The following is a 17,822-nucleotide window of genomic DNA, read 5'->3' as shown; positions in this document are numbered from 1 at the left end:
GAATTGGGAATAAAGGATGCCTGGCCCCGCGGCTATTCATATATGTTGTAGAATTTTATAGCTGAAGCAATTGTATCAGATTACCGCAGGTGTCATCAAACACGGCTTCAATGCCCCAGTCGGTATTGGTAGGTTCTTTTGTAAATACTACCCCTTTACTTTTAAGGCGTTCGTACTCTTCCTCTATGTTGTTTACACTAAAAATGATCACCGCAATATTTGCATCGTACAAAGCTTTCTGGTAAGTAGATGCAATGGGGTTGCTGTTTGGTTCAAGCAATAGACCGGTGCCATTGGGTTCCTCAGGTGAGGCCACAATAGCCAGATAGCCATCTGGCAAATAATAACGTTGCATAAATCCCAATACTTCCGTGTAAAAGGTAAATGCCTTAAACGTGTCCTCAACGTAAATGCTGGTTAGTCTGATTTTCATACCATCTGATTTTTCTGGAAGCAAAGCTTTAGCCAGGCTTCCGGTGTTTGATTTCCGTTTTAAGAATCAGCGTACAAATCAGGGAACCGTGCAGGTTAATAGATAGTATAAAAGTACGGTAATTTATGAGGTTGATAGACTCCCCAACCCCTCCCATCCGCCCCAAACCCCATTTAATCGATTTTAGGAACAACTTAGCGCTCCGGGGCAAGTGTTTTATGCAACGTTTTTGTCAAGGTGTGGTATACCTGTCTAAAACAATAAAACATTTTACTCATGAAAAGTGTGTACGTGAAACCTGTACGCTATGCATTGCTTTGCACTTTAGTGATCTATTCTTCTTGTAAAAGAGATCCATCTTCTTCTACCGAACTTTCTGGTAACTGGCATGTTGCCGCCGATTTCAAAGGCGACACACGAAGTGAAGCCGCAGCCTTTGTTATTAATAACACGGCATATGTGTTAACGGGCACGTCGACATATAATGGCGGCGCCTATAACGATATGTTTGCCTACGATGTTGATAACAACAACTGGACCCAGGTAACATCTCTGCCCAGCCAGCCCCGCAATGGCAGTGTTGCTTTTGCTATTAATGGTAAAGGATACATTGGTACCGGGTACAACGACAAAATGCTTATGCACGATTTTTGGGAATACGATCCCATTGCCAAAACCTGGATCGAAAAAGATGCCATGCCCGGCGATGTTCGTTATGATGCAACAGCTTTTGTAATCAACGGAAAAGCATATGTGTGCGGCGGCACCAATGGCCGTAAAGCTTTTAACGATACCTGGGAGTTTGACCCTTCGCAGCCTAAAGGCCAACAATGGACTGAAAGAGCAAGCTTCCCTAGCAAAACCCGCGCTGCAGTTGCCTTTACATTAGACAATAAAGGATATATGGTTACCGGCATTAACAGCAGTAGCGAAATTCAAAAAGAGTTGTATCAGTACGATCCGCCGCCGGCCAATAAATGGACAACCAAACGTCCGCTGTATAATTACAGTAATGAATCGTACGACGACAGGTATACTTCCATTATTCGCCAGAATGCAGTGGCTTTTGTGCAAGGTGGTTACGCCTTTATTGCTACCGGTGAAAACGGCGCTTATGTTACCAGCACCTGGGGATATAAAGCCGATACCGATACCTGGACTGAATTTACTGGTTTCGAAAATAAACCCCGCACCGGCGCGGTGGCCTTTGTGGTAAAGGACCGTTGTTTTGTACTAACGGGTAATAATGGTACGCTTTATATGGACAATATGTTTGAGTTCAATCCCTTTGTTTCAAAAGTAGAAGGCGATTAACACAATACATAAACAAAGAACCCCGCTCATTGGCGGGGCTCTTCATTTATCATGACGTAATAATTATTCCATTGTAACAGGAATAAATATCAGCGGAGTAGGTAAGCAGGAGGCGCCTGGTGGCGAATAAGTGAGCTTGATCGTTTGCTCTTCGCCGTTTGCAGCCGGTGGAAATACCTGTACCAGCACCGCTTCCGGCGCTTTTTTCGTTACCAGTTTATCGGAAGGTAATTGTATAATGCCGTCTTTGAATTTTCCTTTGCTAACCACCATAGTATTGGCCATAGCGCCACACCACTGGCCGTTATCGCTGCGTGAGTTCCAGGTAACCAGTGCAAGTCCACGTCCATCGGTGCTTTTCCATTTTATCTCCATATTATACATCACACCATAGTTACCAGCCAGCGTTGCTATTCTGCCGCTGGTGCTTTCTTTACCCAATACCCAGGTATCTTGTTTGCCATCGGCTACAATGATCTGCGATACGCCATTTTTTGTATCGATTGTGTTTTGGGTTAACAGCCGATAATTGCTTACACCAAAAATACCACGGCCGGCACCGCTTTGACTTTTACCGGGTAATACATTGGTGATGCGGGCAAAAGCCGCTGTCGTTGATGTTGACGGGCTCGTTTGCAACACACTCACTTCACCGGGTTGATCAATTACAAATTCATAAATGCCATGTACCAGTTCATCGTATTTCACAGTGAATTTTTCCTGTGCAGGGTCAATGGCTACAACACTACCAGGTTGAATGGTGCGGAAAGTGGTTTGAGGAGTTGATGCAAAGAAATCGGCCAGTCCCTGTTTGCCGGCATAGAAATAACTGGTGGTTGGTTTTTGAGAAGAGAATTTAAGCATGCGCAGGTGCATGGGCGCTTTGCCGGTATTTTTTATAACTGCTATTATTTTGGTGTTGATCTTTTGCGGCTCTTTTACACCGTTTACATTATATAAATAGAAACGAACGGTGCCAGGCTCTACCGCCTCACGAAAGGCAATGGCCTCGGGCACCCGAATATATTCAGGATCATCGGAGATGAGGTATTGCGGCCCGGGCATCACTATTTTCTGGTAAGAATTCATAGGCAGTTTCTCCGTCAATATACTGCCGGGCAGATCTACTATGGCGCCTTGCGAAGCATTCAATAGTTTCTTATTTGTTTCAGCATCCAGGGTTGGCGTTTCCTGCGCTTTTGCCGCAGCGTGGGCCATCAGAGCAGCGACTAAAGCCAACATATATGGGGAAAGTGATCGTTTCTTCAGCAGTTTCATAATAATTAGGATGAAATAGAGTGAGTAAATAAAAAATATTATTAACTATAACAAACTTAATTATAATATTTATGAATAAGTCATAAGTGAAGAAGAATTTTATGAGAAAGCGATTAAAATCTACTGAAGGGTAGTGAAGGCCGCGCATTTGTCAACTCGTAAGTTTTCCCACCCGTTTCCTGACCTTGTTGAAAATGGTACAATGCAGATACGAACATTCGTGCCTTCGCGGTGGGGTGGATCCAAACAAATGGTAAGCCCGGAAGCCAATAGTCGCGAGCTCCGGAATTGAAGGACCTGGGAACGGCAAACCAAAAACCGGAGCATGATCGCGAGTCCCGAAATTGAATACCCGGAAACAGGAAACTGGTAACTGGAAACCTGCCGCGAGCCCCGACTGTGAACTATAAACTGTAAACTATGAACTATGAACTGTGAACTGTGAACTGTGAACTGTGAACTAACTCATCGACAACAACTTATCCCGGGCAATCAAACACCCGCCAATAACACCTGCCTTTTCATGCAGTTTCGACATAACCAGCTGGGTATCATTATTCACCAGGCTGAGGGAGTATTTGTTCAGTGCACTGCGTATGGGCAGCCGTATATAATCGCCGGTTTCGGCAAGGGTGCCGCCGAGAATTACCAGCTCTGGATTGAAAATATTGATGATCACCGATATGCCCCGGCCTATTTTTTCGCCTATTTCGGCAATAAGCTCAATGCTCAAAACATCTTCATTTTTGGTGGCCTGAATAATATCGGCCAAACGCAAATCATCGGGCTGTTTATGATTTTGCAGCAGGGAAGACGACGATCCCTGTTCTATTTTTTCTTTGAACAAACGCAGCAGCGCCTGGCCGCTGGCTTCAGTTTCGAGGCAGCCCTTCTTACCGCAATGGCAAATGATCTCGTTCGCGAATAATGGAATATGTCCGAACTCACCGCCAAAACCCGATTTGCCGCGATAGATCTTTCCATCGATCATAATACCCAAACCAATACCGTAATCGAGGTTCACAAACAGCACATTCTTTTCGTCGCACACAATACCATTGTGAAATTCGCCATAGGCCATGGCCCGCGAATCGTTTTCGATAAAGGTGCGAATGCCCGTTGTTTTTTCAATGGTAGCGCTTAACGGTTCTTCATGAAAATGAAAGAAACTATAACTGTAACCGCTTTCGCTGTTGATGCGGCCCGACAGGTTCACGCACATTGCCAGGATATTCCGGCTTTGCACCGACAGATTTTCTATAAAACGTTGGATGATCTTTATAAGCTGGTCGTACGATTCCTGGGTGTTGGCCAACACAAAAGGCACATGCATTTCGCTCGATACCAGGCTCTTTTTAAAATCGAGCAGGCCCAGGTTCACATAGTAATTCTTTACGTCTACCCCAATAAAAAAGCCCGACTCAGCAACCAGTCCGTACATACTGGCCCTTCTCCCTCCTTTCGAATCCACCTTACCGTAATCCTTTACCAATCCATCATTAATAAGCTCATTTATTAGGCTGGTGATCTTAGGCACGCTGATGTTCAATGCCTGCGCCAGATCGGTAATAGTGGTGTTGCCGATAACATCGAGGTGATTGATGATCGTACGCTTTAAAGCTTTGTTCTTAAACGCAACGCCCGAGGTGGTTTCATCCGAAAATAGTTCAAAAATGCTTTGCTGGCCAGTCATGGAGGTATAAAGCTTTTAATACTTTTTTAATTATCTAAGGTAATTCAGTGATTCTTAATAAGAAAAAGATGTTCTAGGTATCTTGTAAATAAAATATTTTAGTAATTAAGTTCTATTAAATAAAAATAATTATAAATTTACTCAGCAAAGATAAAATAAATTAAATACTACCGAACTATGACTGCTGATGAAAGGAATGTTGATTTAGTAGCAGAGAAAACCAAAACCGACCTATCGATAGGACAATACGCTGAATTATACCGTAACGAATTGCTTGAGAGTGTGTTACCTTTTTGGATGAACCACAGTAAAGACGAGCAGAACGGTGGTTATTTCACCTGTTTAACCCGTGATGGAAAAGTGTATGATACCGATAAATTTATGTGGCTGCAGGGACGCGAAGTGTGGACGTTCAGCTATATGTATAATAATGTAGCTAAAAACGACGCCTGGTTAAAAATGGCCCTGCATGGCGCCGATTTTATGGAGAAGTATGGCCGGGATGATCAGGGCAACTGGTACTTTTCACTCACGGCCGAGGGCAAACCACTGGTTCAACCTTATAATATTTTCAGCGATTGTTTTGCAGCCATGGCCTTTGCTTCGCTCGATAAAGCACTGCCTACAGACCGCTACAAAGAAATTGCAGTAAATACTTTTGAGAACATCATCAGAAGGCAGCATAACTGGAAAGGTGTTTATAATAAAGCCTATGCTGGTACCCGCGCATTAAAAAGTTTTAGTTTACCCATGATCCTGTGCAACCTTTCGTTGGAATTGGAGCACATTATAGGTACTAACCGCGTAAATGAACTGGCGCCTGTTGTGATACATGAGGTGATGGATGTTTTCTACAAATCAGAATACGGTCTCATCCTCGAGAACGTGTATGCCGATGGCAGGTTCAGCAACAGTTTTGAAGGAAGAACTATTAACCCTGGCCACACCATTGAGGCCATGTGGTTTATTATGGACCTTGGCAAACGCCTGAACGATGAGGCGTTGATACGCAAGGCATGTGACATTATGTTGCATACGCTTGAGTATGGTTGGGATAAAGAACATGGCGGCATCCTGTATTTTATGGATGTGCTTGGTTTTCCGCCACAGCAACTGGAGTGGGACCAGAAGTTATGGTGGGTGCATGTGGAAGCGCTGGTTGCATTGGCAAAAGGATACGCATTGACCGGTGATGAGCGTTGCATGAAATGGTTTAAAAAAGTACATGATTATACCTGGGCGCATTTTCGCGATGAACAATTTGGCGAATGGTTCGGCTACCTGAACCGCCAGGGCGAAGTGCTGCTGAATCAGAAAGGGGGGAAGTGGAAAGGGTGTTTTCATATTCCGAGGGCGTTGTATCAGGTGTGGAAGACGCTGGAAAAGAGTTGACGAATGACCTGTTAACGAGTTGACGAGGAAGTTGAAAAGTTGATAGAGGTAATAAAGTTCCGCTTTCACATTGCCGTTTCACGTTTCACTACTCGCGAGGCCTGAAGTTTCGGACACTATTGCCGATTCACGATTGCCGATTGCCGATTCACGAACAACGATTTGCTTGCTTGCAGCTTAAAGCTTGCGGCTTGCAGCTTTACATTGACCATTCACCATTGACCATTGACCGTAAAAAGAATGAATGCTGCAATGAAATATAAACTGATACTATTACTGCTTATGAGCAGCCTTTCCATGGCGGCTCAACCTGTTACCAAAACAGATGTGCTCATCATTGGCGGCGGCGCCAGCGGCACAATGGCTGGCATTCAATCGGCCCGTATGGGCGTAAACACGTTGATAGTGGAAGCTACCAACTGGCTTGGCGGTATGCTTACTTCTGCAGGTGTGTCGGCCATCGATGGCAACCATCGCATGCCCGCTGGTTTATGGGGCGAATTCAGACAACACTTATATAATTATTACGGCGGCGCCGATTCTGTTGAAACAGGCTGGGTAAGCAATACTTTGTTTGAACCACATGTTGGCAATCAGCTATTGCAAAAAATGGCTGGGGCCGAAAAGTCATTGCAGATCTGGTACAACACCAACTGGGTAAGTGTTAAACGCGAGCAGCAACAATGGACAGTTATTGTAACCCAGGGCAAGAAGCAACGCATTATTTCAGCTACTATATTAATTGACGCTACCGAACTGGGCGATGTAATGGCTGCCGCTGGTGCAGGCTATCGTATTGGTATGGACAGCAGGCACGATACCGGCGAAGAGCAGGCTCCCGAAAAAGCGAACGACATTATTCAGGACCTCACTTATGTAGCTGTTTTAAAAGATTATGGTAAGAACGCTGATAAAACAATTTCCAAACCAGCAGGATATGATCAGCATGTGTTCGATTGTAGTTGCGATGTAAGCGATCCCGCATCATTCGACAGCCCTAGCAACAATTGCTACAAAATGATGCAGTATGGCCGGTTGCCAAAGAACAAATACATGATCAACTGGCCCAAGTGCGGAAACGATTATTACGTAAACCTTATTGAAAAAACACCGGCCGAAAGGGAGCAGTTGTTAAAAGAAGCCAAACTGCATACGTTGCGGTTTGTATATTATCTGCAAACAGTATTGGGTTATAAGAACCTTGGGCTTGCCGATGATGAATTTACCACGGTCGATAAGTTGCCGATGATCGCGTATCATCGCGAATCGAGAAGACTGAAGGGACTGGTTACTTTTACGCTGCCACATGTAGCCAAACCTTACGAAACCGCCGACCCATTATACCGTACCGGCATAGCTGTAGGCGACTACACTATAGATCATCACCATCTTAAAAATATATCGGCGCCTACCATAGATTTTGTAAAGATAAAAGTGCCATCGTACAACGTGCCCATGGGCAGTTTAATACCACAGGATGTTGATGGATTAATAGTAGCCGAAAAAAGTATAAGCGTAAGCAACATTGTAAATGGCGCTACACGGCTGCAGCCGGTTGTAATGCAACTGGGCCAGGCCGCAGGTATTATGGCGGCGCTGTGTGTGCAACAACAGGTGCAACCCGCTAAGTTGAAAGTTCGCGATGTACAAACTGCTTTATTAAACGCCAACGGGTACATTATGCCGTTCATAGATGTACCAACTACCGACCCGCAATTCACCATCATACAAAAAATAGGCGCAACCGGAATTCTTAAAGGAACAGGTGTGCCGTATATGTGGGCCAATCAAACATGGTTCTACCCCAACCAACCAATGCCGGCTTATGAGCTGGTGCAGGGACTAAGGTTGTATTATTCTTCTTTAAAAAATTACTGGTCTGCTTCCGGCGCCTTGTGCACGGTGCCGGAGATCGTAAAGATCATAACGCAGGCTGGTGTGGTTATATCAGAGCAACAGGTGTTTAAGGATCTGAAAAGTGCCGGCGTGCAAATCGCCGGTGCTGCAGATCCATTAAGCAGGCGGGCCATTGCCGTTCTGCTTCATCAATACCTTCATCCTTATGAAAAGCCGGTACTTATTTCAGGAAGTCTTGAATAACCCGGCGAATAAACCAGCAACCTCCACTTTTTTAACCAATGTAACTGTATGAGACATTTGAGGCATTTTTTGTTGGCAGTACGCGCAATGAGCGTTTGCGCATTCCTACTCCTGTGTCACCATTTTTCTTACGGCCAGGCACAATTGGTGTCGGGTATTGTAACCAATACAGATGGTGCGCCCCTTGAAAGTGCATCTGTAGTAATTAAAGGCACATCCCAGGGAACGGCTACTGATGCCAGCGGTAAATTCACTTTACGAATTCCCGGCGACAAAGCTACCCTTGTTATTTCCCGAACCGGTTTTACCGACCTTACCATTGTAGCCAAAGCTGGTATTCAGGTAATGGCGAAACTGGCCAATAACACCAACGATATGGAACAGGTTGTGGTGGTAGCTTATGGTAAACAAAAGAAAGGAAGTGTAGTAGGGTCTGTTGCACAGATCAATGGCGACGAATTAAAGAAAGCACCAACCATGAACGTTACCAATATGCTTGCCGGTCGCGTTCCTGGACTGGTTGCCGTTCAACAAAGCGGCCGGCCTGGTAACGACGATGCCATGCTGCGTATTCGCGGTGTAAGCAGTTATGTGAGCAGTGGGCCATTGATCATTATCGACAACGTACAACGCCCTTCGTTCAGTAACCTGGACCCCAGTGAAATTGAAAGTGTGACCTTTTTAAAAGATGCCGTGTCAACCGCCGTATATGGATTGCAGGCCGCCAATGGTATTATTCTAATCACAACCAAAAGAGGTAAGAACCAAAAGCCTTCTGTAAGTTATGATGGCGCTGTAACCGTAAACAGTAATACCCGTTTTCCTAAATTTCTCAATGGCCCCGATTACATGACCTGGTATAATAAGGGCGTTGAAATGGATAACGACTATAATATGCATACCAGCGCCAGTCCTGTGGCGCCTTTATATACACAGGAACAAATTGACGCTGTACGAAACGGTACCAATACCAACCCTTTATTGGGAAATACTGATTGGGTGGGCATGCTGGCCGGTAATAATGCCACTTCGCAACAGCACAGCATCACGGTTCGTGGTGGTAGTGAAAAAATAAAATTCTTTTCAAGCCTCAGCTATTTCGATCAGGATGGGGTAGTGAAGAATACCGATTATAAACGGTACAATGCACGCACCAACGTTGATGCGCAGTTAAATGATATTTTTTCTGCATCGCTCGATCTGGCTGTTCGTCAACAATTGGGCAATACGCCCGGTATAGCGCCAGATAACGACGCTTATATGAACCCGTTCTATCAGGCTGTTCGTATGTTGCCTAACCTGCCTGAGTACGCCCCCAATGGATTGCCGGTGGCCTATCGCGCCGGTGCCGGCTGGGTAAACCCCATTGCTGCTGTAGAACAATCGGGTTATCAAAAAAGGCAGGAAAACGTTTTTCAGGGTAACATGACCTTTAATGTGAAGGCGCCCTGGGTAAAAGGCCTGGAAGGAAAATTACTGGTAGCGTACGATAGAAATATAACAGAGACCAAGAACTGGCTGAGCCCTTATCAGATGATGGGCCGCGACCGTGAAAAGGTGACCGGTGATTTTGAACTGGTTCCCAATCCGCCCGGTATCACAAAAACTACCCTGCGCCAGGCATATAGCCAGTACAACCGCAAAACATTCCAGCCAAGTATTACTTATAACAATACATTCGGGGATCATAATGTGAACGCATTGGCTTTGTATGAGTGGTCGCAATACCAAACCAATAATTTCTCTACCGGCGCCAGCAATTTTGCCATTGCCGATCTGCAACAAATAAATTATGGAAGTAAGGATCAACTTGATTGGATCAGTCCAACCGGTTTTGATTCCGTAGAAAGAAGAGCTGGTTATGTAGTTCGCCTGAACTATTCATTTAAAGACAAGTACCTGTTTGAAGTGGCAAATCGTTGGGATGCATCAATACGTTTTGCGCCAAAAAACCGTTGGAAAGCGTTTCCCGGTGTGGGTTTGGGCTGGGTGATAAGCAAGGAGTCATTCTTTGATGAGCTAAGCAAAACAGTAAGCTTTTTAAAATTAAAAGCATCGTATGGTAAAATGGGTGCCGAGTGGAATGTACCGCCATTCTCTTATATGGCAACTTATGGTTTAACACCCAAACCGGTGTATGTGTTTGGCGGAAGTCCCGTAGCTGGTCTTTATACCAATGCGGTGCCTAATCCTGATCTGAGATGGGAAACATCATCCATGATAAATGGTGGTTTTGAGTCGGTTTTCCTGAATGGTTTATTAGGTGTTGATCTTGAGTTCTTCTATAAAAAGACCGATGACATTCTTGCAGACGTTACAGCATTATACCCCAGTTCATTGGGTGGTTATTATCCGTCACGGCTTAACTACGGTAAAGTAGATAACCGTGGATTCGATCTGCAGATAAGACATAATCATCATATTGGAGAATTCCAATATGGCGTAACCGGTAACCTCAACTGGTCGAGGAACAAGATCATTCGTAGAAATGAACAGGCTGGTTTGCCTGAATGGATGCGTACCGTTGGCAGACGTGTAGGAGAAAAAGTGGGTTTTGTAGTTGAAGGTATGTACCAGAACTGGGAAGAAGCTTCCAATGGTATATCTCCGAGCGGTGGTGATGTTGCACCTGGCTTTTTCAAATATAAAGACCTCAATGGCGATGGCCGTTTAACCCGTACCGATGATATGACCTTTATTGGCCGCGCCAATACGCCCGAGCTTATGTTTGGTTTGAACATAGATCTTAAGTATAAAGGATTTGATTTTTCTGCTTTGATCCAGGGTGCAACCCTGTGTAATGTAAGCCTGGCCGGAACCTATGAAGGTTCAAGCAATGTGTCGGGTATTGATGATAATACACCATTTACAAAAACGTTCTACAATTTTGGTAACTCTCCTTATTACCTCGTAGAAGATTCATGGACGCCTGATAATCCAGGTGCAAAATTCCCCCGCCTTAGCTCTTACAAAGCAACCTTAAGTGCGCATAACGCTCATGCTAATTCGGGCTGGGTGCGCGATGGTTCATATGTACGTTTGAAATCGGCGCAGTTGGGTTATACAATCCCTGCAAAATGGCTTAGTGCAGCCAAACTGAAACAAGTACGTTTTTATGTTTCAGGCTTTAACCTGTTTACCTGGGATAAACTCAAGTACCTCGATCCTGAAATGCCCAACGTGAACAATGGTTTCTATCCACAACAACGCATGGTGTCAGGTGGCGTAAACATTACTCTCTAATCAAAAATTGAAAGAAGGCTATGAGCAAAATAATCTCTATCATAAAAAATACAATGCTGGCGGCAGGTGTGGTAATGATGACGCAGGGGTGTGAAGTAGACGTTATGCCCACCAGCAGATATTCTGAAGAATCCATCTGGAGCAACCCGGCAAATATTCCATTATACCTGGCTGAGAATTATGGAGAGTTCAACAGGTTTAAGTTCGGGCAGTTTCCTATTGGGTACGACAATGCCACCGATGCATTGACCGACATTATGAAATATACTTCAGCCGTATCGGGTAACGGCACGGTTAACATTCTGGCCAGCGACGCTTCGCGGGTAAATGCTGCAGGTCCGCAGTTAAATTACTGGGGCAATGGGTATGAGCGTATTCGCCGCCTGAATGAATTCATCGATGCTATTTATAAATATTCCAAGGTTGACGATGCAGCCAAAAAGCAATACGAGGCCGAAGCCCGATTTATAAGAGGTTATGTATATTTCTGGCTGGTGAAATTACATGGCAGTGTAATTCTGTTCGATAATATGGGCCAGTACACCAGCAAAGAGAACAAGCGTTCATCAGAAGAAGATTGCTGGAAATTCATTGCTGCTGATTTTCAATATGCCGCAGAGAACCTGCCTGTGCAATGGGGCACGGCCCAAACAGGCCGTGCCACCAAGGGCGCCGCCTATGGTATGTTGGCCCGTACCTGGTTATATGCTGCATCAATTGCAGAGTACGATAAAAAACAATTCAATGGCGATGAGCTTACCGGTGTAAATGCTGCAAACGCTCAAACCTATTATCAAAATGCTGCCAATGCCGCCCAGTCTGTAATTGACCTGGCCAACGCAGGCTATTATGCGTTGGAAAACAATTTTGCCAATGTGTTTACCAATAAGGCAACCAAGGAATCATTGTTTAGTTTGAATTTTGTTGCGCCACAAGTAACGCATACGTACGACCTGGGTTTTGTGCCACCGTTGGATGCAAGCAGTCAGGCCCTGGTATATGGTGTGCCTACTGCCAACCTGGTTGATGAGTTTGAAATGAATGACGGTACAAAATTCCTATGGAGCAATACTACACATGCTGCCAATCCGTATGCAGGCCGCGAGGCGCGTTTCTATGCTACTATTCTGTTTAATACTGCTAAATGGAAAAATGACAGGATCATTAACACCACCCCCGGCAGTGCCGAAGGTTATGTTGAATACGGTACAACACCCGAGCCCCGCAAAACAGTGACCGGGTATTATGTAAGAAAGATGCTCGATTCGGCCAATGCAAATTTTGTTATAAATGGCAGTACGCAGCAATGGATTGAAATGCGGTATGCCGAGGTATTACTGATACATGCCGAAGCCCTTACCAAACTGAATAATATTTCCGGTGCCCAGCAATCATTGAACCAGGTGCGCAACCGGGCAAAGCTGCCTAATACACATGCTTCAACTGTTGAGCAATTGATGGAGGCAGTAGAGCATGAGCGTAAAGTAGAACTGGCGTTTGAGGGGCATCGTTACTGGGACCTGAGAAGATGGCGCAAAGCACATACGGTTTTGAATAATGTACGTTTTAAAGGACATAAAATTACACCGGCCGGCGGAGGCTATACTTATGAAGTAGTAAATGCCGATAATACCAACAGGCAGTTTACCGGCGCCCTGTACTATATTCCTATTCCAACAGCTGAATTGCTGAATAATACAGCCCTTACACAAATTAAAGGCTGGTAAAATCAATAAGCAATAGGCAATAAGCAATGGGCAATTCACGAAAACCAAATACACAACGCAATGAAGAATTTACTAGCATATATAATTATCCCTACAATTGCCGCCGGCATAGCAAGCGGTTGTAGAAAAGCAGATGCTGTGCCCCGCGCCGGTGGAAATGTTATCAGTGATATGTTTATGACATTGGAAGGGAAGGGCAAAGAACGTTTATTTGAATCTCGTTTCAGCAACGATACCTTCTACTTTTCCATTCCATACTTTCAACCCGAAGAATCTGATAACGCCACTGATCTTAAAAGGCTCATTGTAAGAGCTACAATTCCCACCGATGCAACATTGTTGCCGGGGTTAGGTGAGCCTATGGACCTCAGTAGCCCTGTAAATTTAAAGGTTACTTCGGGCGATGGTGCTGTAAGTTCTTATGTACTGGTGGCCAAACAGGTTGCCGACCTTGAACTGGATAAAGCAACCATCACTTATACAGAGAATGGCGCTGCACAACAGGTAGATGCTATTATTAATAATATCACCAACGAAGCCGTTTTTTACATAGTACCAGGAACAAATGTTTCGTCGGTAACGCTTACATCTTCCATGAGCCCCCATTCAAAATGTTCTATTGACAATGGAACAGTGCTTAATTTAAATCAATCTGTACCGTTTACGGTTACCGGCATTGATGGTACCTCTAAAACCTATACGCTTGTTGCAAAAGAACCAGTTAAGCTGAGTTCCGGTGCAGGTATCAGCCGTATGTTATGGAAAAAGACCGCTTCTGAACTTACAGGTCTTACCAGTAATGATGTAAATCGCGCCATGGCGGTAAGCGGCGATTACCTGGTGGTAGTGCTAAGCAATACGCCATCTACCTATAAAATATACAATCGTAAAACCGGTGCGTATGTACAGGATATGGCCGTGCCTCCCGGTAGCCTGCGCAGCTTTGCCATTGCTAACGATTCTGCGGGTCATATTCTCGTTACTTCTTACGCGGCAAAAGGCAGTGGTGTGTTCTATGTATATCAATACAACAACGTGTTTGATAACGCGCCTGTAAAACTTATACAATGGACTAATAACAACCCGGCTGCAATTGCCGGCGATGGTGGCGTAGGCAGAAGAGTGAATGTATATGGCGATGTAACCAAAGATGCAGTGATCATGGCTACAGCTGGTGTATCGAATGTGGTGTTTAGCTGGAGAATTTCAAACGGAACGCTGGTAAGCAATACGCCGACCACTCAGGTTTATCAGGGTGCATCACCCTGGTCGTTCTATGCAGAGGCGCAACCAATTGGTACAACTGCCACTGCTGATTACTTTGTAAACTATCCTGCCGAAATAGCTTTGGTAAACGGAAGCAGCAATGGACGTTCTGTTGCCTTCACAACCGAAACCTCAGTTGTTGGTACGCTGCATATGCCCATGGATTATTTCAATTTCAACAATGCGAATTTCCTGGCGGTGGTAACTTTTAAAAATGTCAACAGCACCAAGGCGGGTTTAAGTGTGTTCGATGTAACAAGAACATCTAATATAGGCCTAACCTCTGGCAGTGCCGGATTCAACAGCTTCCGCATATTTACTTCTGCCGATGCAAATGATCTTACTGCTGTATCAAACGGTAATGGCGTGGCCGATGTTTGCTCAGTATTGAACGACGACCGCGAAAGAATATGTGTGTATATGTTGCTTACCAATGGCGGTATTGTTGGATACGAATTCACTAAATACGCTCCTTAATACCCGCTTTTTCAACTCCAACCAATAATTATCGTATGAAAAAATATATGTCACTCATTCCCGCAATAGCAGCATTGAGCCTGCTATTTGCGGTAAGCTGTAAAAAAAGCGGCTCATCAGATGGCGGCAATGGCGGTGGTGAAGGAACAGGAAATGCCGATACAGTGCGGGCGCGCAATGTGCTGGTGTGGATCGACTGCCGATCGAACGTATACAGCAGCAGCGGCCGGTTTAACGATACGTCCCAAATAAGAAAAACACTCGATACCTTAAAGAATGTAGGCGTAACCGGACTGGTACTCGATGTAAAAGGCAGCGCCGGTTATACCATGTACCCAAGTGCATACACTACGCAGTATTCTTCTATCGGTGGCATTAGCTTTACGCCTAATGTAGATTATGTAGCGTTCATGGTTGAGGAAGCGCATAAACGTAACTTCAAGGTATATGCTTCTACAGTAACATTTGTTGAAGGCGATGCCAGTAGAGGTATGGGCACCCTGTATGATAATCCTACTTTTAAAAGCAATTACGAATCTATTGTTTGCGATGTAAATGGCAATCGCGTGCCAATTACCAGCACCGGCCGTAATGGATTTGTAAACCCGGCCCAACCGGCCGTACAGGAAAGAGCGCTGAATATTGTAAAGGAAATTGTAACCAAATATAATGTTGACGGGCTTATTCTCGACTATGCCCGCTATGCCGATGCATATGCCGATTTCTCCGATTTCAGTAAAACAAAATTCATTGAGTTCTTAAAGAATAAATACAATGATAACACCGCTTCATCTATGAATTTCCCCGGCGATATTGTTTCATCGTGGAAGAACAGCAGCGGCACAATATTGCCCAACACCACTGGTAAATACTGGCAAAAATGGTTGCTGTATCGCTCAGGTGTTATTTACGATTTTTTCAAAAAAGCAAGGGGCGCAGTTAAAGCCATAAAACCCAATGCAAGCTTTGGCGTATATGTGGGCGCGTGGTACGGAACCTACTACCAGGTAGGTGTTAACTGGGCCAGCCAGGATTATGATCCGTTTGCCGATCAAAGTATTAGGTTCGACTGGGCTTACCCCGGTTACAATGAAACCGGTTATACCGAGCAGCTCGATATCTTAATGACAGGTAATTACTACACTCAAATAATGTTGTCAGAGAATAGTGCTACCGCCAACCTCAAATACCACTGGTGGAGCATTGAGGGGTCAATAAACGGTATTAAGTATATAACAAAGAACAAGGTGCCGCATTATGGAAGTATAGATATGGGTAATTTATCGTGGTCGTCAAAAGCAGAGATCACCCGGGCTATAAAATACATTATGGCCAATACAAGCGGCGGCGTTATGTTGTTCGATCTTATACATGTATATGCTCCCAACACCAATTTGTTAAAACAACCGTTGTGGGATGCCATTGCGGATGGGATTAAGAAGTAGTTGACGAGTGGTGGAATAATGACAAAGGAAAGTTTGATGAAAAGAAACCAAAGTCTTGACGCATTAAGAGGTATCTCCATCCTGGCAATGGTCCTCTCAAGCAGCATTGCCTTCGGCATTTTGCCGGCATGGATGTACCATGCGCAAACGCCGCCGCCCTCGCATGCGTACAATCCCGAAGTGCCGGGCATCAGTTGGGTAGACCTGGTATTCCCTTTTTTCCTGTTCAGCATGGGCGCTGCCATTCCACTGGCCTTGCATAAAAAAGCAAAGGAAGGAAAAGGATTGTGGGATATATTATCTATTGCCGTGCGCAGATATATTGGACTGGTATTCTTTGCCCTGTTCACCGTGCATGCTCGCAGTACTATGATGACTAGTGAACCTGCTGCCTCGTATTACGGGTTGTCAATTATCTCTTTTATCTTATTGTTCTTTCAATGGTACAGTCCGGCCAATACAGAAAACAAAACATTTTGGCTGGTAATAAAAGTGACTGCATTTGTTGGCGCCGGTTGGCTGTTATTCATGTTACCATTTAAAGATGGAAAAGGATTTTCATTCAACCGGCACGACATAATAATTATTGTACTGGCAAACATGGCATTGTTCGGCATCATCATTTGGTGGTTCACAAAAAACAATCCCTGGTTGAGAATAGGCATTCTGCCATTTGTAATGGCTATTATATTGGGTGCGCAAATCCCTGGCAGTTGGAATGAAGTGGTGTTTAAATGGTCGCCGCTGCCCTGGATGTACAAGTTCTATTACCTTAAGTATTTGTTCATCATAATACCTGGTACCCTCGCGGGCGACTGGCTGGTAGCAGAGGCCGGTGAAATAAAAGCCCGGAAAGAACAGACGCCGCCGGCCACGGAAAAAATTATTGCCGCCCTATCGGGTGTAATTATAGCGGTGAATATTATATTGCTGTTTGGGCGGCACCTGGTAATTAATTGTGTGCTTACCGTTTGTTGCTGTGCCGCCAACTATTTTATCCTACAGAAAATACGCAGGGAGCACCCTTCACTGATAACAAGGTTCTTTACAGCAGGTACATACTTATTATTGCTTGGGCTTTTTTTTGAAGCCTGGGAAGGCGGTATTAAAAAAGATCCATCAACGTTCAGCTATTATTTTGTTACTGCCGGACTGGCCTTTTTTATGATGCTGGCTTTCAATGGCCTTCAATTAACAAAGCCGGGCGAAAAGGTGGTGAACTATTTTAGCCTTAATGGAAAAAATCCCATGGTGGCGTATGTGACCGGCAATTTATTGTTGTTGCCATTGCTCCACCTTACCGGCGGATTTGCGTTGTATACAGGTATGCAAAAGAATGTTATTGGCGGCGTGTTGAGTGGCCTGCTGTTCACCGGTATTGTTTCATTGGTAACAGTATCATTTACAAAGAAAGGCTGGCAATGGAAAACGTAACTTGAAAACTAGTGTAGCGA

General features: G+C 44.6%; 11 protein-coding genes. 8 read left to right on the top strand and 3 right to left on the bottom strand.

Annotated elements, in window-relative coordinates:
• Positions 1–55 precede the first annotated feature (55 nt).
• The gene (locus tag GGD38_RS32045) at positions 56–433 is read right to left on the bottom strand and encodes a VOC family protein (RefSeq protein ID WP_375296449.1); all 378 of its coding nucleotides are present in this window, start codon (positions 431–433) and stop codon (positions 56–58) included.
• Between the two features lie 276 nt (positions 434–709).
• Between GGD38_RS32045 and GGD38_RS32040 the strand changes: the two genes are divergently transcribed.
• The gene (locus tag GGD38_RS32040) at positions 710–1,747 is read left to right on the top strand and encodes a Kelch repeat-containing protein (protein ID WP_375296448.1); all 1,038 of its coding nucleotides are present in this window, start codon (positions 710–712) and stop codon (positions 1,745–1,747) included.
• A 63-nt stretch (positions 1,748–1,810) separates the two neighbouring features.
• Here the strand turns inward: GGD38_RS32040 and GGD38_RS32035 are convergent, their stop codons facing one another.
• Together GGD38_RS32035 and GGD38_RS32030 are read right to left on the bottom strand one after the other, a co-directional pair.
• The gene (locus tag GGD38_RS32035) at positions 1,811–3,025 is read right to left on the bottom strand and encodes a copper amine oxidase (protein ID WP_375296447.1); all 1,215 of its coding nucleotides are present in this window, start codon (positions 3,023–3,025) and stop codon (positions 1,811–1,813) included.
• A 460-nt stretch (positions 3,026–3,485) separates the two neighbouring features.
• Positions 3,486–4,718 (bottom strand): ROK family transcriptional regulator, encoded by a 1,233-nt coding sequence (locus GGD38_RS32030; RefSeq protein ID WP_375296446.1) that lies wholly within the window; start codon positions 4,716–4,718, stop codon positions 3,486–3,488.
• Positions 4,719–4,895: 177 nt separating this feature from the next.
• Here GGD38_RS32030 and GGD38_RS32025 point away from each other — a divergent pair, with 177 nt between their 5' ends.
• The 7 genes from GGD38_RS32025 (at position 4,896) to GGD38_RS31995 (ending at position 17,802) form a co-directional block, all read left to right on the top strand.
• On the top strand, positions 4,896–6,110 hold the full coding sequence (locus GGD38_RS32025; RefSeq protein ID WP_375296445.1) for an AGE family epimerase/isomerase: 1,215 nt from the start codon (positions 4,896–4,898) through the stop codon (positions 6,108–6,110).
• 252 nt (positions 6,111–6,362) lie between these two features.
• Positions 6,363–8,210, top strand: a complete 1,848-nt coding sequence (locus GGD38_RS32020; RefSeq protein WP_375296444.1) for an FAD-dependent oxidoreductase — start codon at positions 6,363–6,365, stop codon at positions 8,208–8,210.
• Between the two features lie 48 nt (positions 8,211–8,258).
• Positions 8,259–11,453, top strand: a complete 3,195-nt coding sequence (locus GGD38_RS32015; RefSeq protein WP_375296443.1) for a SusC/RagA family TonB-linked outer membrane protein — start codon at positions 8,259–8,261, stop codon at positions 11,451–11,453.
• Between the two features lie 20 nt (positions 11,454–11,473).
• On the top strand, positions 11,474–13,180 hold the full coding sequence (locus GGD38_RS32010; RefSeq protein WP_375296442.1) for a RagB/SusD family nutrient uptake outer membrane protein: 1,707 nt from the start codon (positions 11,474–11,476) through the stop codon (positions 13,178–13,180).
• Between the two features lie 60 nt (positions 13,181–13,240).
• Positions 13,241–14,923: a DUF5018 domain-containing protein gene (locus tag GGD38_RS32005; protein WP_375296441.1), complete on the top strand. Its 1,683-nt coding sequence runs from the start codon at positions 13,241–13,243 to the stop codon at positions 14,921–14,923.
• Positions 14,924–14,958: 35 nt separating this feature from the next.
• Positions 14,959–16,368: an alpha amylase family protein gene (locus GGD38_RS32000; RefSeq protein WP_375296440.1), complete on the top strand. Its 1,410-nt coding sequence runs from the start codon at positions 14,959–14,961 to the stop codon at positions 16,366–16,368.
• A gap of 36 nt (positions 16,369–16,404) precedes the next feature.
• A complete protein-coding gene (locus tag GGD38_RS31995) occupies positions 16,405–17,802 on the top strand; it encodes a DUF5009 domain-containing protein (protein ID WP_375296439.1) in 1,398 nt (465 codons plus the stop codon).
• Positions 17,803–17,822: the final 20 nt, after the last annotated feature.

Origin of the sequence: Niastella sp. OAS944 (genome assembly GCA_024809215.1) — a bacterium.
GTDB lineage: Bacteria > Bacteroidota > Bacteroidia > Chitinophagales > Chitinophagaceae > Niastella.
This window is presented reverse-complemented; position numbering and strand designations above follow the sequence as displayed.